Source organism: Caulobacter vibrioides OR37, from assembly GCF_000372645.1.
GTDB classification, from domain to species: domain Bacteria; phylum Pseudomonadota; class Alphaproteobacteria; order Caulobacterales; family Caulobacteraceae; genus Caulobacter; species Caulobacter vibrioides_E.
In genome coordinates, this window is the sequence record NZ_APMP01000005.1 from 34496 (window position 1) to 55402 (window position 20907).

The window sequence follows — 20907 nt, forward strand, 5'->3', positions numbered from 1 at the left end:
GGTGCTAGGGTCTCGGTTCCCTTTTTGGAGGCTATCGCGCCCATGCTTCGCACCGCCAAGTTCGCCCTCGCGGCGGCCGCTCTTTCAACGACGGCGCTGTCGCCGCTGGTCATGGCGGCGCCAGCCAAGGCCAAGCCGAAGCCCGTGAGCGTGGCGGCGTCCAAGGCCCTGGTCGCCGCGCCGATCATCGCGCCCCCGATCATCTACCAGCGGCGGGTCCTGCCCAATGGCCTGAAGGTGATCACGTCGCGCGACACGACCACGCCCAACGTCTCGGTGCAGATGTGGTACGGCGTCGGCTCCAAGGACGACCCCAACGGCCGCTCGGGCTTCGCCCATCTCTTCGAACATCTGATGTTCAAGGCGACCCGCAACATGCCCAGCGAGACGCTGGACCGCCTGACCGAGGACGTCGGCGGCTTCAACAACGCCTCCACCTGGGACGACTTCACCAACTATTACGAGGTCGCCCCCGCCAATCATCTGGAACGGCTCCTGTGGGCCGAGAGCGACCGCCTGAAGGCCCTGGTCATCGACCAGCCCGTCTTCGCCTCGGAACGCGACGTCGTGAAGGAAGAGCTGCGGCAGCGCGTTCTGGCCGATCCCTACGGCCGTTTCTTCTCGCTGGCGATCCCGCAACAGTCCTACGCCGCCCATCCCTACAAGCGCCCGGGCATCGGCTCGATCGAGGAGCTGGACGCGGCCACGGTCGACGACGTCCGCGCCTTCCACCAGACCTACTACCGGCCCGACAACGCCACCCTGATCGTCGTCGGCAATTTCGATCAGGCCCGACTGGACGCGATGATCGACCAGTACTTCGCGCCGATCGAGAAGCCCTCGACGCCGATCCCCCAGGTCACGGCGGTCGAGCCCGCCCGATCCGGCCCGCGCACCGTCAACACCTACGGCCCGAATGTGCCGCTGCCGGCCCTGGCGATCACCTGGCTGGCGCCGTCGGCCCGCGACAAGGACGCCGCGGCCCTGACCGTTCTGGACGCGGTGCTGTCGGCCGGAAAGTCCTCGCGGCTCTACGACACCCTGGTCTACGAGCAGAAGATCGCCCAGTCGGTGTTCTCCAACGCGCCGAACAACGCCCAGCCGGGCATCTTCTACGTCGGCGCCGTAATGGCCGGCGGCAAGACGGTGGCCCAGGGCGAGGCCGCCCTGCGCGCCCAGGTCGCCCGGGTCCGAGACCAGCGCGTCAGCCCCGCCGAACTGGCCGAGGCCAAGGCCGGCCTGCTGGCCGACGCCGTGCGCAAGCGGGAGGAGATCGACGGCCGAGGCTTCGCCCTGGGTTTCGCCCAGGAAGTCGAGGGTGACGCGGCGCGGGCCAATACGGACCTGGCCGCCCTGCAGGCGGTGACCGCCGCCGATGTCCAGCGCGTGGCCCAGAAGTATCTGGCCGACGACCGCCGCACCGTGATCCGCTATCTGCCGGAGAAGGACCGACCGGCCGGCGAAAAGGACGCCACGCCGCCGATCCCCAAGGTCGCCTCGGTCAAGTACGACGGCCCGATCGTCACCCTCGCCCCCGAGTCCGAGCGCCAGAAGCCGCCGCCGGTCGGCGCGCCCGTCGCCGCCGTCCTACCGACACCGGCCGAGAAGACCCTCGCCAACGGCCTGCGGGTCATCGTCGCCAAGTCCAGCGACCTGCCCCTGATCACCGCCGACCTGACCGTGAAGGGCGGCGCCAGCTCGGATCCGAAAGGCCTGGCCGGAACCTCCAGCCTGACGGCCGAACTGCTGACCGAGGGCACCACCACCCGCTCGGCCACCGATGTCGCCCGCCAGATCGAGGCCCTGGGCGCCAATCTCGAAGCCGGTTCGGGCTGGGAGGCCGCCTCGCTGACCCTCAGCGTCACGGCCAGCAACGCCACGCCCGCCATGGCGATCATGGCCGACGTCGCCGAGCATCCGGCCTTCTCGCCCCAGGAGCTGGCGCGGGTGCGCGCCGAGACCCTCGACGGTCTTTCGGTCTCGTTCCAGCGCCCCGGAAGCCTCGCCGGCTTCGCCACGGCGCCCTTGCTCTACGCCGGCTCGGCCTATGGCCACGTGGCCGGCGGCACGCCGGGCTCGCTGCCTCGGATCAAGCCGGCCGACCTGGTCAAGACCCACGCGGCCTACTGGCGGCCCGACAACGCGGTGCTGGTGCTGACCGGCGACCTGACGCCCGAGGCCGGCTTCGCCCTGGCCGAAAAGGCGTTCGGGTCGTGGAAGAAACCCGCCGCCGCTCCGCCGACGCCGCCCGCCGCGCCGACCGCCTACGCGCCCCGCAACCTGGTCATCGACCTGCCGGGCACGGGCCAGGCGGCCGTGGTGCTAGCCAAGCCGGCCATCACCCGCGCCGACCCGCGCTATTACCAAGGCGTCGTCGCCAACACGGTGCTGGGCGTCGGGTTCTCCTCGCGCCTGAATCAGGAGATCCGCATCAAGCGCGGCCTGTCCTATGGCGCCGGCTCAAGCCTGACCCCTCAGGGGCGCATCGGCGGCTTCTCGGCCCGGGTGCAGACCAAGAACGAGTCGGCCGGCGAGGTCATCGGCCTGACCCGCGCCGAGATCACCCGCCTGGCCGCCGAACCCGCCGCCGCGAGCGAGCTCTCGGCCCGCAAGTCGGTGTTGGTCGGCAGCTATGGCCGCGAACTGGGCACGTCGGAGGGGCTGGCCAACATCCTCGGCAACCTCGCCATCTACGGCGTGCCGCTGACCGAGATTCAAGCCTATGCCGCCAAGGTCGAGGCCGTGACGCCGGAAGAGGTGCAGGCCTTCGCCAAGGACAGGCTGGACCCGGCCCAGATGAGCGTGATCGTCGCCGGCGACGCCAAGGTCATGGGCGATGCACTGCTCAAGGCCGCGCCGAACGCCACGGTCATTCCTGCCGCCAAGCTGGACCTGGACAGCCCGTCCTTGACCCGCTGATGGAGGCGGCGTCCAGGATCAAGGTCCTGGACGCCAAGCCGGGCGCGCGCCCTTTCTAGGACTTATTCGCCAGCAGGTCGCGGATTTCGGTCAGCAGCTTTTCTTCCGGCGTCGGGGCCGGCGGCGCGGCGGGCGCGGGCTCCTCGGCGTCCTTGCGGCGGATCTCGTTGACCAGCTTGACCAGCAAGAACACCACCACCGCGACGATGAAGAACTGGATCACGGTGTTGATGAAGGCGCCGTATTGGATCGACACCTTCTCGATTTTCTCGGTCGCGGGATTGTCGGGCCGCAGCACCCATTCCAGCTTGGCGAAATCAAGGCCGCCGGTCAGCAGGCCGATCGGCGGCATGATCACCTGGTCGACCAGGCTCTTGACGATGCTGTTGAACGCCGCGCCGATGATCACGCCGACGGCTAGATCGATCACGTTGCCGCGGGCGATGAACTCACGGAATTCCTTGACGACGCTCATGGCGAACCCCTCTCTGCCTCGAAACAGCTTCGGAGGCTGACGGCGTTCGCGACCCGGGGTCAACCCCTGGAATTGTTTGCCGTTATTCGTCGCCGTCCGCGTTCAGGCGGGCGCGCAGCTCCTTGCCGCTCTTGAAGAACGGCACATGCTTGGCCCGGACCTCGACCGCCTCGCCGGTGCGCGGATTGCGGCCGGTGCGCGCGGGGCGCGATCGGACCGACAGGGCGCCGAAGCCGCGCAGCTCGACGCGACCGCCGTCCTCCAGAGCGCCGATCATGCGTTCCAGGATGACGCCGACTACCCGTTCGACGTCCTTCTGCGTCAGGTGCGGATTTTCATTCGCGAGCCTGGCGATGAGTTCGGACTTGATCATCGATATCCCCGGAACGCCCTTGGGAGAGAAGGGCGCGAGCGGACCTTTGCCCAACGACGGCTGAGTCTTCAAGGGGTTGCATAAGATTCTCGAACGAGGTTCGGTTAATTCGAGCCCTTAAGAACCCTTCGGCGCGCGGATGATCTCCCCCTCGGCGGCCAGCCGTCGCGCGGTCTTGTTGGCTTCCTCGACCTCGCTGAACGGCAGTTCGCGGCCGACGGAGCGATTGCTTTGGGTGAAGCGCGCGACCCCGTCGTTGAGGGTGGCCGTTCGGACGATCTCGCTATTGGCCAGACGTCCCGACCAATTCAGGCCCTTGACCGAGAAGCCCTCGCCCTTGTTGGGCAGCACGATTTCGACCACCGCGCTGCTGTAGGTCGGGAACGGCGTCGCATAGGGCGCGTCGTCATTGGGGCCGGGCTCGCGGCGCGGGAAGGTCGCGGCGGCGCCCGATCCCGACCCGGGGAACTTGTATTCCCGGGCGCCGATATCGTCGTTCATCCGCCAGTCCATATCGGCCGAGCCGGCGATCATCACCTTGGCGACCCCATCGGGAGCGAAGTCGAAATCGATGGTCTGGATCGTGAGCCAGCTGCTGCTGGACGAGAGCTGCTGCTTGAGGCCGCGCTCGACATCAGCGCGCGAGGTGGTGCGCAGAGCGCGCGCCAGGGCCAGGCCGGCGTCGCCTCTGAAGGTCATGGTCATGGTGCTCGGCGCGGGCTTGTCGAGGCCGCCCGAGGCGTCGATGTGGATCTTGCCCTCGGTTTCGGGCCTGGAGAGCGGCGCCTGCACGATCTCCTCCAGCGTGGCGCCGGTCGCGCGCACCGGCAGGCCCCAGCGGAAGGGCGGCGGACGCTGGCCGTCGATGCCGCCGATATCGCCCGAACGAGTTCCATCCAGCCAGTAGCTCTTGCCGTCGATGCGGGCGCGAACGAGCACGTGGTTGAACAACGACGCCGAGGGCGCGCGTTCGTCCAGACCATCGGCGCCGGCGGTCTGCACCAGCACCGGTTCGGCCGCGACGCCCAGTTCACGCAGCAGAGCCAGCAGCAACACCGTCTTGGCCTTGCAGTCGCCGAACTTGCGCGCCCAGGTCTCGTCCGCCGAGGCGGGCTTGTAGCCGCCGTCGCCCATGCCCAGGAACAGATAGCGGGTCTTGTCCTCGACCAGCTGCAGCGCCTTGAACGCCCGGACCTTGGGGTCGGGGCTGGAGGCGGCGATCGCGGCGACCTCGGCCCGCAGCGGCGAGTCGGCCGAGAGCTCGGACGCCTTGCCATAGAGCGGCGCCATGCGGCGGGAGATATCGTCCCAGCCGGAATAGGTCGTCGCCTCCAGCATGCCGAGGCGCTGGAAGCGCGCCGGCGCGCCGACAGGGGCCTTGGGGGGTTTGGCGTCGTTGATGTCGACCACCAGTTCGTTCACGCCGCCGGACTTATCGACCTTAGGCGTGGGGAAGGCCGCCGTGGCGCGCCAGGTCAGGGGCGTTCCGTCCGGCCATAGCAGGCGAGCGCGATAGCGGCCCGCGACGCCGGTCCAGCCCATCCGTTCGAAGTCGTTCGTGCGGCCGCCTAGCAGCGGTTCGCGGTGCTCGAGCGTGTAGGCGAAGTCGACCTCGTCGCCGACCCGCAGGTCCTTGATCTGGACCGACGCGGTCATGCGGCCGTCCAGCATGGCGCGTTCAAGGTTCCTTTCGCGGCGCAGGACCAGTACGTCCTCGCCCTGCTTCAGAAGGTCGATGCGCTGGCCGTCCCGCACGATGGCCAGGGTGTGGAGCGTCACCTTTTCGCGCACCGGATCCCAGGTGACCGAGCGCGAGCCGCCCTGCAGTCCCTCGGACCTCAGGACCTTGACCACGCGGCGGGTGTAGAAGGTCGAACCGGTTCCGTCATGCCAGGACTGGCTGTCGTCCAGCAGGACCTGGGTCGAGGGGGCCTGATCATCCTTGGGCGGCGGCGGAATGTCGGCCACCCGCACCCACTTGGCCGGCGGGCCATAAAGGGGCTTGTCGTCGGCCAACGCCGCCCCCGCCAAAAGCGAACCCGACACCGCGGCGATCGCCGCCCACTTGAGACCCCGCACGCGCGCCCCTCGACACAACTTTAACTTGAATAGTTTGCCAGGGTTTTCGGCGAAAGGAAACGCCCGCGCGGAAGGCGGCGCGAAAAAAGAAAACGGCGGCTGGATCGCTCCAGCCGCCGTCAGCTTCACCTCACAAGGAGGAGAGGCCTATTCCTTGGAAGCGCGCTCACGCAGAGCGGCGCCCAGGATGTCGCCCAGCGAAGCGCCGGAGTCCGACGAGCCGAACTGCTCGATGGCTTCCTTCTCTTCGGCCATTTCCAGCGACTTGATCGACAGCGAGACGCGGCGCGCGGCCTTGTCCACGTTGGTGATCTGGGCGTCGACGCGGTCACCCACGGCGAAGCGTTCCGGACGCTGCTCCTGACGATCGCGCGACAGGTCCGACTTGCGGATGAAGGCGGTCATCGGGGCGTCGTCCTCGCCGAAGCGGACTTCGATGCCGCCCGAGGTGACTTCCGTGACGGTGACGGTCACGGTCTGGTTCTTGCGGAAGGTGTCGCCCGACATCGGGTCGCCGGCCAGCTGCTTGATGCCCAGCGAGATGCGTTCCTTCTCGACGTCAACGTCGAGAACCTTCGCCTTGACCATGTCGCCCTTCTTGTAGCGGGCCATGGCTTCTTCGCCCGGAACGCTCCAATCGATGTCCGACAGGTGGACCATGCCGTCGATGTCGTTGTCGAGGCCGATGAACAGACCGAATTCGGTCGCGTTCTTGACTTCGCCTTCGACGGCCGAGCCGACCGGGTGCGCTTCCAGGAAGGCTTCCCACGGGTTGGCCAGGGCCTGCTTCAGGCCCAGCGAGACGCGACGCTTGGACGGATCGACGTCCAGCACGACCACGTCGACTTCCTGCGAGGTCGAGACGATCTTGCCGGGGTGGACGTTCTTCTTGGTCCAGGACATTTCCGAGACGTGCACCAGGCCTTCGACGCCGGCTTCCAGCTCCACGAAGGCGCCGTAGTCGGTGATGTTGGTGATGCGGCCCGTGAACTTGGCGCCGACCGGGTACTTGGCTTCCACGCCGTCCCACGGATCCGACTGCAGCTGCTTCATGCCGAGGCTGATGCGCTGGGTGTCCGGATTGATCTTGACGATCTGGACCTTCACGGTGTCGCCCACGGCGAGCACCTGGCTCGGGTGGTTGACGCGCTTCCAGCTCATGTCGGTGACGTGCAGCAGGCCATCGATGCCGCCCAGGTCGACGAACGCGCCGTAGTCGGTGATGTTCTTGACGACGCCTTCGCGGATTTCACCCTCTTGCAGCTGCGACACCAGCTCGGTGCGCTGCTCGGCGCGGGCTTCTTCCAGGATGGCGCGACGCGAGACGACGATGTTGCCGCGCGGCCGGTCCATCTTCAGGATGGCGAAGGGCTGTTCCTTGCCCATCAGCGGGCCGACGTCGCGGACCGGACGGATGTCGACTTGCGAGCCCGGCAGGAAGGCCGAGGCGCCGCCCAGGTCGACGGTGAAGCCGCCCTTCACGCGACCGACGATCGCGCCCATGACGGGTTCGTTACGGGCGTAGACGCCTTCCAGACGGGTCCAGGCTTCTTCGCGCTTGGCCTTTTCGCGGCTGATGACCGCTTCGCCCATGGCGTTTTCGAGGCGTTCCAGGAAGACTTCGACGGTGTCGCCGGCCTTGACCGTGGCCTTGCCGTTTTCGTCGACGCCGAATTCCTTCAGCTGGACGCGGCCTTCGGTCTTCAGACCGACGTCGATGATCGCGAAGTCCTTTTCGACGCCGACGACCTTGCCCTTCACGACGCTGCCTTCCGCGAAGTCGCGGCCGCCCATCGAGTCGTTGAGGAGCGCTTCGAAGTCGTCGCGCGTCGGATTGAAGCTCATATCGTCAGCCATGCTGATCTTTGGTCTCTAGGGTTGGGGAACGCCATGAAAGGGCCCGTGACGAACACGGTTCCCGAGCGTTCGGTTGAATCATGTTTAGAAGGACGGCCCGCGATGTTCTTGATCGCGGCGAGGCCGGCGGTGGATTTGCCCTCCGGCTAGAGCCGGTGATGGGCGCGCGCGTCCTCGACGATACGGCGGGCCGCATCGAAGGCCTGCTCTATAGTCATTTCCGAGGTGTCGAGCAAGACCGCGTCGGACGCCCGCGTCATCGGCGCGTCCTTGCGGCCGCCGTCCCGCGCGTCGCGCTTGTGGATGTCGGCCAGGATGTCCTCGAAGGTCACGTCCTCGCCCTGCCCGACCAGCTGTTTCCAGCGGCGCTCGGCGCGCACCTCCGGGCGGGCGGTGACATAGAGCTTGGCCGGGGCGTGGGGCGCGATCACCGTGCCGATGTCGCGGCCGTCGATGACCGAGCCGGGCTGGCGGGCGGCGAAGGCTTGCTGCAGATCCAGCAGGGCGGCGCGGACCCCGGGGTGGACGGCGCAGCGGCTGGCGGCCTCGCCGGCCGCGCGGGTGCGCACCTCGGTTCGGTCCAGCGCCGAGAGGTCGAGCGCGCGCGCCACGGCCTCGGCCGCGATCGGATCGTCCAGGTCCCCGCCGCCGTCGAGAATCGCGACCCCGACCGCGCGATACAGCAGGCCGGTGTCCAGCAATGGATAGTCGTACAGGGCCGCCAGGCGTCCGGCGATGGTGCCCTTCCCCGAAGCGGCCGGGCCGTCGACCGCGATGACGAAGGCCATGCTCAGGCCTCCGCCAGAGTCGCCCCGAGGCCGCGCATCAGCTCGGCGAAGCCCGGGAAACTGGTGGCGATCATGCCCGGCTCGTCGACGGCCACGGGCTCCTGGGCGGCCATGCCCAGGATCAGGTGGCTCATGGCGATGCGGTGATCGCCGTGCGTATGGACAAGGCCGCCGCCGCGAACGGGATGGCCGCCGCCGCGGGTTCCGACCACGGTCATGCCTTCGGGCTCCTCCTCGACGGCGACCCCGCAGGCCCGCAGACCCGCCGCGGTGAGGGCGATGCGATCGCTTTCCTTGACCCGCATCTCGCCGATGCCGCGCATGACGGTCGGACCGTCGGCGAAGGCGGCCGCGACGGCCAGGATCGGATACTCGTCGATCATCGCCGGCGCCCGCTCCGGCGGAACGACCACGCCCTTCAGCGCGGAATACCGGGCCGTGATGTCGCCGACCTCCTCGCCGCTGGCCATGCGACGGTTCGAGATGACCAGATCCGCGCCCATCTCCCGCAAGGTCGTGAACAGCCCGGTGCGCAGCTCATTGAGCATGACGCCCTCGACCGTCACCTCGGAGCCCGGAACGATCAGGCCCGCCACCAGCGGGAAGGCCGCCGAGGACGGATCGCCGGGAACGGCCACATGCGTCCCGGTCAGCGTCTGGCCCTCCGGCAGCCGGATGTGACGAATGGTCTTGTCGCCCGCGACGCGGTCCTCGACGATCACCTCGGCTCCGAAGGCGCGCAACATCCGCTCGGTGTGGTCGCGGGTGGCTTCCGGCTCGATCACCTCGACGCCGCCCTCGGCGTGCAGGCCGGCCAGCAGCACGGCCGACTTCACCTGGGCCGAGGCCATGGGAAGGGTGTAGGTCAGGCCGCGAAGGTTCCCACCCTTCAAGGTCAGCGGCAGGCGGCCCTTGTCGCGCCCGAGCCAGGTCGCGCCCATGCGGGCCAGCGGATCCAGGACACGCCCCATCGGCCGCCCCCGCAGGGAGCTGTCGCCGGTGAAGGTGGCGCACATCGCAAAGCCCGCCGCCGCGCCCATGATCAGGCGCACGCCGGTGCCGGCGTTGCCGCAGTCGATCACGTCGGAAGGTTCGGCGAACCCGCCCTGACCCTCGATGCGCCAGCGCCCGACGCCTTCCCGCTCCACGCGCGCGCCGAACGCCTGCATGGCCCGCGCGGTGGCGAGCACGTCGTCGCCTTCCAGAAGCCCCTCGACCGTCGTGGTCCCGGTCGCCAGCGCGCCCAGGATCATCGAACGGTGGGAAATGGACTTGTCTCCCGGAGCGCGCACGATCCCTCGCAGAGCGCTTCCGGGGGCGCTCTTCAATCCAGCCGACGACATGCCGAAACCGGCTCCTTAGTACTTGGTGGTTTTCGCGAAGGGGTTTGCTTTTGACAGCGGGCTCTCGTCATGGCAAGTGACCCGCCGCTTTTCCCATCCGGATCAAAGGGTCGCCAACTTGGCCAATCCCGACTTGGGCGCAAAACAAATCTGCCCCAACTGCCAATCGAAGTTCTACGACCTCAACCGTCGTCCCGCCGTCTGCCCCAAGTGCGGCGAGCAGTTCGACCCGGAAGAGGCTCTGAAGTCGCGCCGCGTCCGCGCCCGCGCCATCACGCCGGACTATGACGCCGACGATGAAAAGGAAGCCGTCGCGCCCAAGGAGGTCGATGGCTACGAGGACGAGGTCGACGAAACGCCGGAAATCGACGAGGCCGCAGAGGCGGACGTCATCGAGACCGACGACGAGGACGCCGAACCCGGCGCCGCGCCCGCCGGCGGCGACGACCTTGGCGTCGACTTCGCCGAGGACGAAGACCTCGCCGAGGACGAGGCCGACGACGTTCCGTTCCTGGAGGACGAGGACGACGACGACAATCTCGACGACGAGATCGAAGGCCTCCCCGGCGAGGGCGACGACGACTAACACCGCTGGATAGCGGGTTTCGAACCGTCGAAACCCGCTATCCACAGGGGTTTTCAGGGGCGCGACATTTTTCTCGAAAAAAGTTCGAGAAGAGACTTGATCCCAAAAAAATCCCGGACTAGGTTCCGCGCCTCTTCGGGGAGCGACACCAGTCGAAACGCCGAAGAGACCAAGTATTTCCGAGAGTTACCGCAAGGTGTTCCAGGAAAATTTGGGGCTATAGCTCAGCTGGTAGAGCGCTTGAATGGCATTCAAGAGGTCAGCGGTTCGACTCCGCTTAGCTCCACCATCAAGGCCCGGACGGAAACGTCCGGGCCTTGTCCGTTTCTGGGCCCCAGGCGCGGTCTGCCCCTTCTTGCCTCTTGAACCCTCCGTCCACGGCCTCCACATCTAGGGCCGTGTCGTGGGGATCGGCGCCGATCCTCGGGTTTGTCTCCGCGAACGAAGTCGCTTGAGCGAGGACTTCGCGATGACCAGAACCCTTCTGTTCGACAGCCCCTTCCTGCTGGGCTTCGAGCATACGCGAGACCTGATCGAACGCGCCGCCAAGGCCGCGGCCGAGAGCTACCCGCCTTACAATGTCGAGCAGGCCGAGAACGGCGGCGTGCGCATCACCCTGGCCGTGGCCGGCTTCGGGCCCGACCAGCTGCACGTGACCGTCGAGGCCGGGCAACTGGTCGTGGCCGGCAAGCGCGACGCCGATGGCCGCGCCGACGCCGAGCGGGCCTTCCTGCACCGAGGCATCGCCGCCCGGGGGTTCGTGCGCACCTTCGTCCTCGCCGAGGGCATGGAGGTGACCGCGGCGACCCTGGAGCACGGCCTCTTGCATATCGACCTGGCCCGTCCCGAACCCGAGCGACTGGTCAAGCGCATCCCTATCCGCAGCGCGGGCTGAAAGGCCGCGCGGAACACGTCCCTTCGGCGCGGCGCTGAACCGGCCGGAGAAAGGCGCGTTCCCTCAATGAAGGAGGTGGTCATCATGACGCCCAACACCCACCACAGCAGCCCGCTCCTTACGAGCGAAGCGTTCGCGGCCCTTGGCGCGCCCGACCTCGTCTATGTCCGGCCGATCAAGGCCGCCGAGATTCTCGCCGATGTCCCGGAGGGCGTCGAAGACTTCAACCTGTCGCCCGAGCAGACCCTCTACGCCGTGTGCCGCGCCGATGGCGCGCGCCTGGCCGTGATGATCGACCGCGACACGGCGATCGCCGCCGCCCTGGCCCACGAACTGGCCCCGGTTTCGGTTCACTAGAAACAAGGAGGAGCGGTCCCCTCAGGAGCGTGAGGCTGAAAGTGGGAACCGGTTTCAGCCTCACGCTCTAAACATTTGATTTAGAGCCTTTTTAACGCCTGAAATCGATTCCGATTTCAGGCTAAAGGCTCTAGGGGCCGCTCGTCGCTGGCATCAAGCCGCCGCGCCGGTCGTCTCGTGCGTTAGAAGTACGTGGATCGCGTCGGTCGAGCGAGCCTGGCGCAGGGCCGCGCGGAGCTCGGGCTGGCGCATAAGGCGCGCGACCCGGGCCAGGGCGCGCAGGTGCTGCGCGTTGGCCTCCGGCGGCGCGAACAGCGCCACCAGCAGGTCCACGGGCTTGTCATCAAGCGCGTCGAAGGCGACGGGCGTATCCAGGCGCACCACGACGGCGCGGACCCGATCCAGACCGTCCAGCCGCGCGTGCGGCAGGGCGACGCCTTCGCCGACCCCGGTGGAGCCGGCGGCTTCCCGCTCGACCAGACCGGCCAGAGCTTGATCGGCCTCCACGCCCAGCACGCGGGCGGCGAGGTCGGCGACCATCGAAAGGGCTTGGCGCTTGCCGGGGGCGCTGGCGCGCAGCGCCACCGCTCCGGGGTCCAGAAGATCGCCGATGGTCATGGACTTCCAACGCTCGCTCATTGTCGACCGCCTTGGCGCCGTCGCCGCGAATCCGCCGACGGCGCCGCCGACCATGCCATGGTCGGGTTAGCTGGCGGTGGACCCGTGCCCGTTCAGCGACTTCGTGCGTTCGGGGTCGATCCAGCCGATATTCCCGTCTGGACGTCGATAGACCACGGAGAGGCCCCCGTGGGCGGCGTTCCTAAACACGATTGCCGGGTATCCGGTCAAGTCCAGTTCCATGACAGCCATGGAAACAGTCATCGTCTTCAGCGCGGCCTGGGTTTCCGCGATGACCATGGCCGCGGGCGCGCCCGTCGGGTGGTCGACATCCACATCCCAGTCTTGCTCTTCGCTTTCGTCGTCGGCCGGCGCGCGAAGCACGAACATCGCCGCGTTCTCGACCTGCTTGGCCGTGGCCGCCGCCGAATGGCTTTTCAGGCGTCGCTTGTACCGCCTGATCCGCGTGTCGATCTTGGCCAGGGCCGAGTCGAACGCCGCGTGGGCGTCGCCTCCGGAACCGTGGCTGATCAGCTGCTGACCCGAAGCCAGCTTTACCGAGCAATCGACACGGAAGGCGAAGCCATCCTTGCTGACCACGACCTCGGCGGCGCCGCCGCGATCGAAGTATTTGCCAATGCTCAGGGCGATTTCGTCTGAGACTCGCGCTCGCAGAGCCTCGCCGACGTCGACATGCTTGCCGGAAACTTGGACTTGCATGCTGATACAACGCGCCTGTCGCCAACAGGTGTCAAGCGAGCTTTGGACCTTAAGGGCGGCGTCATAAGAGCCCGGAAAAGACGGCCATGAGCTTGCGCGCGGCCAGGACCACGACGTGGGCGCTGAGCAACAACAGAGCGCCGCTGGCCGCCGTCATCAGATACCCCAGCAGCGCCAGCACGCCGTCCCGCTGCAGCAGCGCCAGGGCCAGGACGGCGACCGTCGCGCCCGGCGCCAGATTGCCCAAGGGGATCGGCAGAACGAGCACGATGGCCAGCAAGGTGCAGACCACGCCGATCAGTCGCTCGCCGGCGGGTGCGAACATTGGCCGCAGGCGCGGACGAGTGATCAGTTCCATCTGGCGGACGATCGGAACCAACCGTCGGAAGAGCCCCCGCAGGTCGTCGCGCTTCAAGGGTTTGTGCGCGAGCCGGCGCGGCAGCCACGGCGTATCGGCGCCCAAGGCGATCTGCGGCGCGATGAACAGGATCGGCAGGGACAGGATCGTCGAGGAGCCCGGCGGCAGGGGCAGGCAGTTCAACGCCCCGAACACCATCAGCACCGCCCCGAAGGCGCGGCTGTCGAAGGCCTCCAGCATCTGGCCGACCGTCAGCGTGGGGCTGGCGTCCTCGCTGAACCCCTCGATCACTTCCGCCAGGCTCTTTTCGTGCATTCCTACCCTTCCCATCACCGATGGGAACGCATGGAAGGGCCTTGGAGACGCCTTCTAAGCGGTTTCCTTCATCTGGCGGCGGCGCTCGACCGACGAGGGGATCCGCATCGCCTCGCGGTACTTGGCCACGGTCCGGCGGGCGATGTCGACCCCGGCGGCCTTGAGAATCTCGACGATGCGATCGTCGGAATGGACGTCGCCTTCCGTCTTCTCGCTGTCGACCAGCGCCCGGATCTTGTGGCGAACGCTGGCGGCCGAGTGGGCCTCGCCGCCTTCCGAGGACTGGATGGCCGAGGTGAAGAAGAACTTCAGCTCGAACACGCCGCGCGGCGTGGAGATATACTTGTTGGATGTGACGCGGCTGACCGTGCTCTCGTGCATTCCGATCGCGTCGGCGACGGTCTTCAGGTTCAGCGGCCGCAAGTGCTCGACGCCATAGGCCAGGAAGCCATCCTGCTGGCGCACGATCTCGCTGGAGACCTTCAGGATGGTCTTGGCGCGTTGGTCGAGGCTTTTCACCAGCCAGTTGGCGCTGGCCATGCAGTCGGCGACGAAGGTTTTTTCCTGATCGCTGCGCGCGCCCTTGGAAACGCGGGCGTGGTAGCGCTGGTCGACCAGCACGCGCGGCAGGGTGTCGGTGTTCAGCTCCACATGCCAGAGGCCGCCGAGCCCTTCGCGCACCATCACGTCCGGCACCAAGGTCTCGGCCGGCTCGCTGTGATAGGCCGCGCCCGGACGCGGGGTCAGGGCGCGGATCTCGGCGATCATCTCGCGCAGGTCCTCGTCGTCGACGCCGCAGAGCCGACGCAGGGCCGCCAGGTCGCGCTTGGCCAGCAGCTCGAGATTGTCCAGCATCGCGGCCATGGCCGGATCGTGGCGGTTCCGGTCCTTCAGCTGCAGCGCCAGGCACTCGCGGACATCGCGGGCGAAGACGCCGACCGGCTCGAAGCCCTGCAGGGTGGTCAGCACCGCCTCGACCAGAGCGAGCGGACAACCCAGTCGCTCGGCCAGTTCCGCCACGTCCAGGCGCAGGTAGCCGCCGTCGTCGACGGCGTCGATCAGGATCTCGGCGATGGCGTTGCGCGCGGGGTCGAGGCCGGCCTGGACCAGTTGAGCGCGCAGATGCGCGGCCAGGGTCGGAACCTCGGTCAGAGCGCGCTCATAGCCGTCGTCGCCGTCAAAGCCGCCGCCGCCCGCCCGCGACCAGTCGATCTGGCCGCCCGCCTGCTCGGCCGCGGACTCGGACTCCGCGCCGTCGCCGGTGGCGCGCTCGCCGGGTGAAACATCCTCCGGCGGAGCGTCCATCTCGCGGCCGGCCGTCGTGTCGGCCACGGCGTCGACGTGGGTCAGGCTGGCGTCGCGAGCAGGTTCGACATCACCCGACGGCTCGTGATCGCCCTCATCGCGTTGCAGGAGCGGATTGCGCTCCAGCTCGGCCTCGACGAAGGCGTCGAGCTCGATGTTCGACAGCTGCAGCAGCTTGATGGCCTGCTGCAGTTGCGGGGTGATGACAAGGCCCTGACCCTGACGGATCTCGAGGCGGTGGCTGAGCGCCAATGCGCCCTCCTGACGAACGAAAACTTCGACCGTCATTGAAGGGGCGTTTTGGTTAACGGGTCGCCAACGCCTGCAATAATCGGGCCGGTGCGACCTTCCGTCCCGAAGGGGATCGGCCCGAGCGCCTTAAGCCTTTATCATCAAGGACTTAGTCAATCGCGAGACGTGCTGGGCGCGTCTCGCCGTCCGCCCTCTCGCGGATTAATCCCCAAGCCGGGGTTCGGAGAAGCTGTCGCCCAGATAGACGCGCTTCACTTCCGGGTTCTCGACGATTTCCTTGGGCGAACCCTCGAACAGCACCTCGCCCGCGTGGATGATCGAGGCGCGGTCGATGATGTCCAGCGTCTCGCGCACGTTGTGGTCGGTGATCAGGATCCCGATGCCGCGCCCCTTCAGATAGGTGATGACGTCGCGGATGTCGGCGATGGCCAGCGGGTCGATGCCGGCGAACGGCTCGTCCAGCAGCATGAATGACGGCTCGCTGGCCAGGGCTCGGGCGATTTCCACGCGGCGACGTTCGCCGCCCGACAGGGCGACGGCCGGCGACTTGCGGATATGGGTGATGCGCAGCTCTTCCAGGATGCCGGTGACCTGCTCGCGCGCCTTGCGCTGATCCTTCTGGCGCATCTCGACCACGGCCATGACATTCTGCTCGACCGTCATGCCGCGGAAGATCGACGCCTCCTGCGGCAGATAGCCGACGCCGAGGCGGGCGCGCTGGAACATCGGCTGGGCGGTAATGTTCTCGCCGTCCAGATAGATCGCGCCATAGTCGGCGGCGATCAGGCCGGTGACCATGTAGAAGCAGGTGGTCTTGCCCGCGCCGTTGGGGCCGAGCAGGCCGGCGACCTCGCCGCGCTTCAGGCGCAGGGACACGTTCTTGACGACCGGGCGGTCGCCGAACGACTTGCCGACGGAATCGACGAACAGGCCGTCCGCGTCGCTGGGAGACAGGGTCATGCGGGTCCTACTGGCGCGGGGCGGGCGGCGTCTGGGCCGGGGCCGACGCGTCGTTCTTGTTGTCGTCCTGATAGAACACCGCGCGGACGCGGCGCGGGGCGGCGCGGCCAGGCGTGTTGGACTCCAGACGAGCGTCGTTGGTCTTGGTGTTGACGGTCAGCTTGTCGCCACGCGCCACATCCTTGCCCTTCACGACCACCACGTCGCCAGTCAGGACCGCGATATTGTTGTCAAAGGTGTAGACCGCGTGCTCGCCACGCGCCTGTTGCAGCTCGTTGACCAGATAGACCGGTCCTTCGGCTTCCATGCGCTGGGCGTTGCCGCAAGCGTTCTCCGCCCCGGGCTTCTTGGCGCTGTAGACCGTGACCAGCGAGGCGCGCATCCGGGAGCGATTCTGCAGAATTTCCACGTTGCCGCGGAAAATCGTGATGCACCGGCTGTTGATCGTTTCCTGCTGATCGGCGGCCACGTCGATCGGCGTGCTGGAATCGCCCTTCTGAGCATAGGCCGCGCCGCTGGCCCCAATCCCACACAGGATCAACGCGGTCGTCGCCGCTGCGGCCGTCCATCGCTTCATCAGAACCATGTCCTCATCCGTCGCGATCCGCCTTCCGAAGCGAACCGGCGCTATTTCTTCTTTACTGCCGTTCGAACCGCGCGCGAACCCCGCCGCGGAAGACGATGCGATCGCCCTTGTCATATACGGAGTAGGCGCTGGATTGCACCTGTCCGGTGGGACCTTCGCCGTTCATCGTGGTTTCGCCCGTGACATTTCCGGTCTTGGTGTCGACCAGGGACGCCTCGGACGCGAACCGATAGCCCGCCCCGTCGTCCAGCCGGACGTCGCCCTTCAGGTCCAGGCTGAAGTCGTCCTGACGATAGACGCCGTGCTTGGCGGTCATGCGCGTGGGGGTCGGCGAGCCCAGCCCCAGGGTCAGGGCCGGCTCGTCCAGAAAGATGCGGCGCGGGTCGGCGTCGTCGCGAACGGCCGAGCGCGCGGTGATCTTGAAGCTGCGTCCGTCGCTGGACTGGCCGTAGAATCGCGGCGTGATCAGGCGGATCTCGGTCTTGGCCTCGACCAGCGGGTGGGTGGCGGCCATGTAGGAGCGCCAACCGACCTGAACGCCGATCATGGCCACCATGAAGGCGATCCCGGCGGGCAGGACCACGCGGGCCAGCTTGACGCGGCGCGAGCGACGACGCCAGCGCGCGAGGTCGGCGCTCATCGATCGTCCGGTCATGGCCGCGGCCGTGGTCATTCGCGTCCCGTCGTCAGCTGTGGGCGAAGATATCAACGTCCTCCCAGCCCGCCAGGTCCAGGGACGCGCGGTGAGGAAGGTAGTCGAAGGCCGCCCGCGCCAGGCCCATGCGGCCCTCGCGCTCGAGCATGACATTGAGCTTTTCACGCAGGGCGTGCAGGTGCAGCACGTCCGAGGCCGCGTAGGCCACTTGGTCGGCGCTGAGCGTCTGCGCGCCCCAGTCCGAAGACTGCTGAGCCTTGGACAGTTCCACGCCCAGCAACTCGCGCGTCACGTCCTTCAGGCCGTGGCGGTCGGTATAGGTGCGGGCCAGCTTCGAGGCGATCTTGGTGCAGTAGACGGGCGCGGTCACGACTCCCAGATGGAGTTCGAACATGGCGATATCAAAGCGGCCGAAGTGAAAAAGCTTCAGTATGGCCGGATCGGTCAGCAGCGCCTTCAGGTTGGGGCAGTCGTAGCCGGGGCGCTTGAGACGGACGACATGGGCGTCGCCGTCGCCGGACGACAGCTGGACCACGCACAACGGATCGCGGCCCAGGCGCAGGCCCATGGTCTCCGAATCGATCGCGATGATGGACGCGCCGGCGAACACGCCGTCGGGAAGGTCGCCTTCGTGAACAAAATTGGCCAAGTCTCAGAATTCTCCGCTGGACTTCGTCGCGTCGAACGGTCGCGCCGGATCTCACGCCCAATATAGGCGCGCGACACTTATACTCACGATGAACGGGATATCTAGTTTGGCGCCACCCCGGCTTCCGAAGAAGCTTGGTAAAGGGGTGGTGCCCAGGAGAGGACTCGAACCTCCACGGCCGTTAAGCCACTGGTACCTGAAACCAGCGCGTCTACCAATTCCGCCACCTGGGCCCGCTGTCACAACCGCTTAGGTCGCCGCGAGGCCGGGACGTTTAGGGAAAGCTTCAGACCGCGTCAACAGACAAAAAACGACAAATCGTGATTTCTTGCGGACAAGCGCCGCGTCGTCTAATCCCCCCATTATCGCGGTGGAGTCATCGCTTGCGACGAGGGACGAAGATGCAAGGTCTGGTCACGGTGTTCGGCGGCACGGGTTTCGTGGGCGGCCAGGTCGTGCGGGCGCTCGCCAAGGCGGGCCATCGGGTGCGGGTGGCGGTGCGCCAGCCGAACCTGGCCTATCGCATGCGGATGCTCGGCGATGTGGGCCAGATCGAGGTCGTGCAGGCCAATGTCCGCAACCCGGCCTCGGTGGCCCGCGCGCTGGCGGGCGCCGAGGCCTGCGTGAACCTGGTCGGCGTGCTCTGGGAGAGCGGCCGCCAGAAGTTCCAGTCGATCCACATGATGGGCGCGCGCAACGTCGCCAAGGCCGCGGCCGACGCCGGCGTCAAGCATCTGGTCCACGTCAGCGCGATCGGCGCCGACGTGGACGCCGTCGCCAAATATGCCCGCACGAAGGGCGAAGGCGAGGTCGCGGTGCGCGAGGCGTTCCCGGGCGCGACGATCGTCCGGCCCTCGATCGTGTTCGGTCCCGAGGATGACTTCTTCAACCGCTTCGCCCAGATGGCCGCCCTGGCGCCGGTGCTGCCGCTGGTGGGCGGCGACACCCGGTTCCAGCCGGTGTTCGTCGGCGACGTGGCCGCCGTGATCGCCAAGGCGGTCTCCGACCCAGCCGCCGTCGGCGTGACCTATGAGCTGGGCGGCCCGACCGTCTATACGATGCGCGAGATTCTCGAGCTGATCCTGACCGAGACTGGCCGCAAGCGTCCGCTGGCGCCCGTTCCGTGGCCGGTGGCGTCGCTGATCGGTTCGCTGGGCGACATCCAGGCCTCGATCCTGCCGCTCGCCCCCCCGCTGACCACCGACCAGGTCGAGATGCTGAAGAGCGACAACGTCGCCGAGGCCGGCCTGCCGGGCCTGGCCGAGGCGGGGGTCACGCCGACCGCCGTCGAGGCCGTCATCCCGTCGTACCTCTACCGCTACCGCAAGGGCGGCCAGTACGCTCCGACCCCCGCTGGCGCATTCTAGATTCGGGTCAAGCGGCGGCGTGGTCCTTGAGCACGCCCAGCGGCACGACGGCCAGCATCTCCTCGTGCGTGGCCTCCAGCACGACCTGAGGCGCCATGCCGGCCTCCAGGGCCTCCGTCCAGCGGCCGGCGCACAGGCACCAGCGGTCGCCAGCCTTCAGCCCCGGAAAGGCCAGGTCCGGCCGGGGCGTCGACAGGTCGTTGCCGCGCGCCTTGGAGAAGGCCAGGAAGTCATCGGTCATCACCGCGCAGACGGTGTGCAGGCCCAGGTCATGCGGACCGGTCTCGCAGCAACCGTTGCGGTAGAAGCCCGTCAGCGGATCCATCGAGCACGGGGCCAGCTCGCCCCCCAGCACGTTGCGCGCGCTCTTGTCATACCGCGTGGTCATGGCGCGATCCTACGCGCGCGCCCGGCGGCGCCAAGCCGGTTCGCGCGATTCTCGCACGGGAAAGCTTTTGCCGCGTCGCGGCGCTGGTAAGGTCCGCCGGACAGGACGCAGGGGAATTTCATGACCGACGCCGCCATCCGCCCGCGCCGCAGCGCGCTCTACATGCCGGCCTCGAACGCCAAGGCGGTCGAGAAAGCCCGGACGCTGCCCGCCGACGTGATCATCCTGGATCTGGAGGACGCCGTCGCCCCCGAGACCAAGCCTGCGGCCCGCGAGGCGGCTGTCGCTGCGGTCAAGGCCGGCGGCTTCGGCGCGCGCGAGGTCGTGATCCGCGTCAACGGTCTCGACACCCCCTGGGGCGCCGAGGACCTTCGCGCCGCCGCCGAGGCCGGTCCAGACGCGGTTCTGGTTCCCAAGGTCGATGACGCCGCCGACGTGCGCCTCTACGACCAGCATCTGAACGCCGCCCCGCCGCACACCCGGCTCTGGACCATGATCGAAACGGCCAAGGCCGCCTTCCACCTGTGGGAAATCGCCGGCGCGGTCCATGGCACGCGGCTGTCGACCTGGGTCATGGGCGTCAACGACTTCGCCAAGGAAATGCGGGCGCGCCAGACGCCCGATCGCGCGCCGTTCCTGCCCCTGTTGACCCTGTCGGTGGCCGCCGCTCGCGCCCATGGCCTGACCATTCTGGACGGCGTGCACAACGACATCGAAGACCTGGCGGCCCTGGAAGCCGTCTGCGTCCAGGGCGTCGATTTCGGCTTCGACGGCAAGACCCTGATCCATCCCAAGCACCTGGAGATCTGCAACAAGGTCTTCTCCCCGTCGCCCGAGGAGATCGCCTGGAGCCAGGCGGTGATCGCGGCCTTCAACGCGCCCGAAAATGCTGGCAAAGGAGCCTTGCGGGTCGACGGCAAGATGGCCGAACGCTTGCATCTGGCTCAGGCCGAGCGTCTTGTCGCCGTCGCGGCGGCGATCGCGGGCCAGGGGGACTAAGAAGGGTTCGTATGCGGGCTATTGTTCTATCCGTCGTCTTGGTCGCTAGCCCGGCACTGGCCC

Annotated in this window: 21 protein-coding genes and 2 tRNA genes; 7 read left to right on the forward strand and 16 right to left on the reverse strand. The window is 67.6% G+C overall.

The genetic code is table 11. The features are described from left to right. Positions 1–42 precede the first annotated feature (42 nt). Positions 43–2919, forward strand: a complete 2877-nt coding sequence (locus OR37_RS06200; protein ID WP_004617123.1) for a M16 family metallopeptidase — start codon at positions 43–45, stop codon at positions 2917–2919. Positions 2920–2974: 55 nt separating this feature from the next. Here OR37_RS06200 and mscL read toward each other — a convergent pair whose 3' ends face one another. From mscL to aroA, 6 genes are all read right to left on the reverse strand, one after another. Then, positions 2975–3394, reverse strand: coding sequence for a large-conductance mechanosensitive channel protein MscL (gene mscL / locus OR37_RS06205; protein WP_004617125.1), 420 nt, complete (start codon positions 3392–3394; stop codon positions 2975–2977). Positions 3395–3476: 82 nt separating this feature from the next. Then, positions 3477–3767 (reverse strand): integration host factor subunit beta, encoded by a 291-nt coding sequence (locus OR37_RS06210; RefSeq protein ID WP_004617135.1) that lies wholly within the window; start codon positions 3765–3767, stop codon positions 3477–3479. A 117-nt stretch (positions 3768–3884) separates the two neighbouring features. Then, on the reverse strand, positions 3885–5846 hold the full coding sequence (locus OR37_RS06215; protein WP_004617137.1) for a DUF3857 domain-containing protein: 1962 nt from the start codon (positions 5844–5846) through the stop codon (positions 3885–3887). Positions 5847–5993: 147 nt separating this feature from the next. Continuing rightward, the gene (rpsA, locus tag OR37_RS06220) at positions 5994–7703 is read right to left on the reverse strand and encodes a 30S ribosomal protein S1 (RefSeq protein ID WP_004617138.1); all 1710 of its coding nucleotides are present in this window, start codon (positions 7701–7703) and stop codon (positions 5994–5996) included. A 146-nt stretch (positions 7704–7849) separates the two neighbouring features. Next, entirely contained in the window at positions 7850–8491 is a 642-nt protein-coding gene (gene cmk / locus OR37_RS06225; RefSeq protein ID WP_004617139.1) for a (d)CMP kinase, read from the reverse strand. 2 nt (positions 8492–8493) lie between these two features. Then, complete coding sequence (gene aroA / locus OR37_RS06230) at positions 8494–9834, reverse strand: 3-phosphoshikimate 1-carboxyvinyltransferase (RefSeq protein ID WP_004617140.1); 1341 nt, start codon at positions 9832–9834, stop codon at positions 8494–8496. A 118-nt stretch (positions 9835–9952) separates the two neighbouring features. Here aroA and OR37_RS06235 point away from each other — a divergent pair, with 118 nt between their 5' ends. The 4 genes from OR37_RS06235 (at position 9953) to OR37_RS06250 (ending at position 11672) form a co-directional block, all read left to right on the forward strand. Continuing rightward, on the forward strand, positions 9953–10420 hold the full coding sequence (locus OR37_RS06235) for a TIGR02300 family protein (RefSeq protein WP_004617142.1): 468 nt from the start codon (positions 9953–9955) through the stop codon (positions 10418–10420). 213 nt (positions 10421–10633) lie between these two features. Beyond that, positions 10634–10709 (forward strand) — tRNA-Ala (locus OR37_RS06240). A 180-nt stretch (positions 10710–10889) separates the two neighbouring features. Next, positions 10890–11315 carry an Hsp20 family protein gene (locus OR37_RS06245; RefSeq protein ID WP_004617144.1) on the forward strand — a complete coding sequence of 142 codons (426 nt, stop codon included), beginning with the start codon at positions 10890–10892 and terminating at the stop codon, positions 11313–11315. Between the two features lie 84 nt (positions 11316–11399). Further along, positions 11400–11672, forward strand: coding sequence for a DUF1150 family protein (locus OR37_RS06250; RefSeq protein ID WP_004617146.1), 273 nt, complete (start codon positions 11400–11402; stop codon positions 11670–11672). 153 nt (positions 11673–11825) lie between these two features. Here OR37_RS06250 and ptsN read toward each other — a convergent pair whose 3' ends face one another. The 9 genes from ptsN to OR37_RS06295 all read right to left on the reverse strand — a co-directional run bounded on the left by ptsN (position 11826) and on the right by OR37_RS06295 (position 18323). Next, a complete protein-coding gene (ptsN, locus tag OR37_RS06255) occupies positions 11826–12290 on the reverse strand; it encodes a PTS IIA-like nitrogen regulatory protein PtsN (protein ID WP_035017040.1) in 465 nt (154 codons plus the stop codon). A gap of 87 nt (positions 12291–12377) precedes the next feature. After that, positions 12378–13010: a ribosome hibernation-promoting factor, HPF/YfiA family gene (gene hpf / locus OR37_RS06260; RefSeq protein ID WP_004617157.1), complete on the reverse strand. Its 633-nt coding sequence runs from the start codon at positions 13008–13010 to the stop codon at positions 12378–12380. Positions 13011–13071: 61 nt separating this feature from the next. Further along, on the reverse strand, positions 13072–13683 hold the full coding sequence (locus OR37_RS06265; RefSeq protein WP_004617158.1) for an exopolysaccharide biosynthesis protein: 612 nt from the start codon (positions 13681–13683) through the stop codon (positions 13072–13074). A 54-nt stretch (positions 13684–13737) separates the two neighbouring features. Then, positions 13738–15240 carry an RNA polymerase factor sigma-54 gene (rpoN, locus tag OR37_RS06270; protein ID WP_004617159.1) on the reverse strand — a complete coding sequence of 501 codons (1503 nt, stop codon included), beginning with the start codon at positions 15238–15240 and terminating at the stop codon, positions 13738–13740. Between the two features lie 201 nt (positions 15241–15441). Further along, the gene (gene lptB / locus OR37_RS06275) at positions 15442–16200 is read right to left on the reverse strand and encodes an LPS export ABC transporter ATP-binding protein (RefSeq protein WP_004617160.1); all 759 of its coding nucleotides are present in this window, start codon (positions 16198–16200) and stop codon (positions 15442–15444) included. A gap of 7 nt (positions 16201–16207) precedes the next feature. Further along, positions 16208–16777 (reverse strand): LptA/OstA family protein, encoded by a 570-nt coding sequence (locus OR37_RS06280; RefSeq protein WP_004617161.1) that lies wholly within the window; start codon positions 16775–16777, stop codon positions 16208–16210. A gap of 61 nt (positions 16778–16838) precedes the next feature. Next, positions 16839–17459: an LPS export ABC transporter periplasmic protein LptC gene (lptC, locus tag OR37_RS06285; RefSeq protein WP_004617162.1), complete on the reverse strand. Its 621-nt coding sequence runs from the start codon at positions 17457–17459 to the stop codon at positions 16839–16841. A gap of 13 nt (positions 17460–17472) precedes the next feature. After that, positions 17473–18090, reverse strand: coding sequence for a ribonuclease D (locus tag OR37_RS06290; protein ID WP_004617163.1), 618 nt, complete (start codon positions 18088–18090; stop codon positions 17473–17475). 146 nt (positions 18091–18236) lie between these two features. Further along, positions 18237–18323: transfer RNA gene (locus OR37_RS06295), tRNA-Leu, on the reverse strand. Positions 18324–18491: 168 nt separating this feature from the next. Between OR37_RS06295 and OR37_RS06300 the strand changes: the two genes are divergently transcribed. Next, the gene (locus OR37_RS06300) at positions 18492–19457 is read left to right on the forward strand and encodes a complex I NDUFA9 subunit family protein (protein ID WP_004617165.1); all 966 of its coding nucleotides are present in this window, start codon (positions 18492–18494) and stop codon (positions 19455–19457) included. A gap of 7 nt (positions 19458–19464) precedes the next feature. Here OR37_RS06300 and OR37_RS06305 read toward each other — a convergent pair whose 3' ends face one another. Continuing rightward, the gene (locus OR37_RS06305) at positions 19465–19845 is read right to left on the reverse strand and encodes a DUF2237 family protein (protein WP_004617167.1); all 381 of its coding nucleotides are present in this window, start codon (positions 19843–19845) and stop codon (positions 19465–19467) included. Positions 19846–19965: 120 nt separating this feature from the next. On the opposite strand from OR37_RS06305, the gene OR37_RS06310 reads away from it, so the two are divergent. Continuing rightward, positions 19966–20844, forward strand: a complete 879-nt coding sequence (locus OR37_RS06310) for an HpcH/HpaI aldolase/citrate lyase family protein (RefSeq protein ID WP_004617169.1) — start codon at positions 19966–19968, stop codon at positions 20842–20844. Positions 20845–20907: the final 63 nt, after the last annotated feature.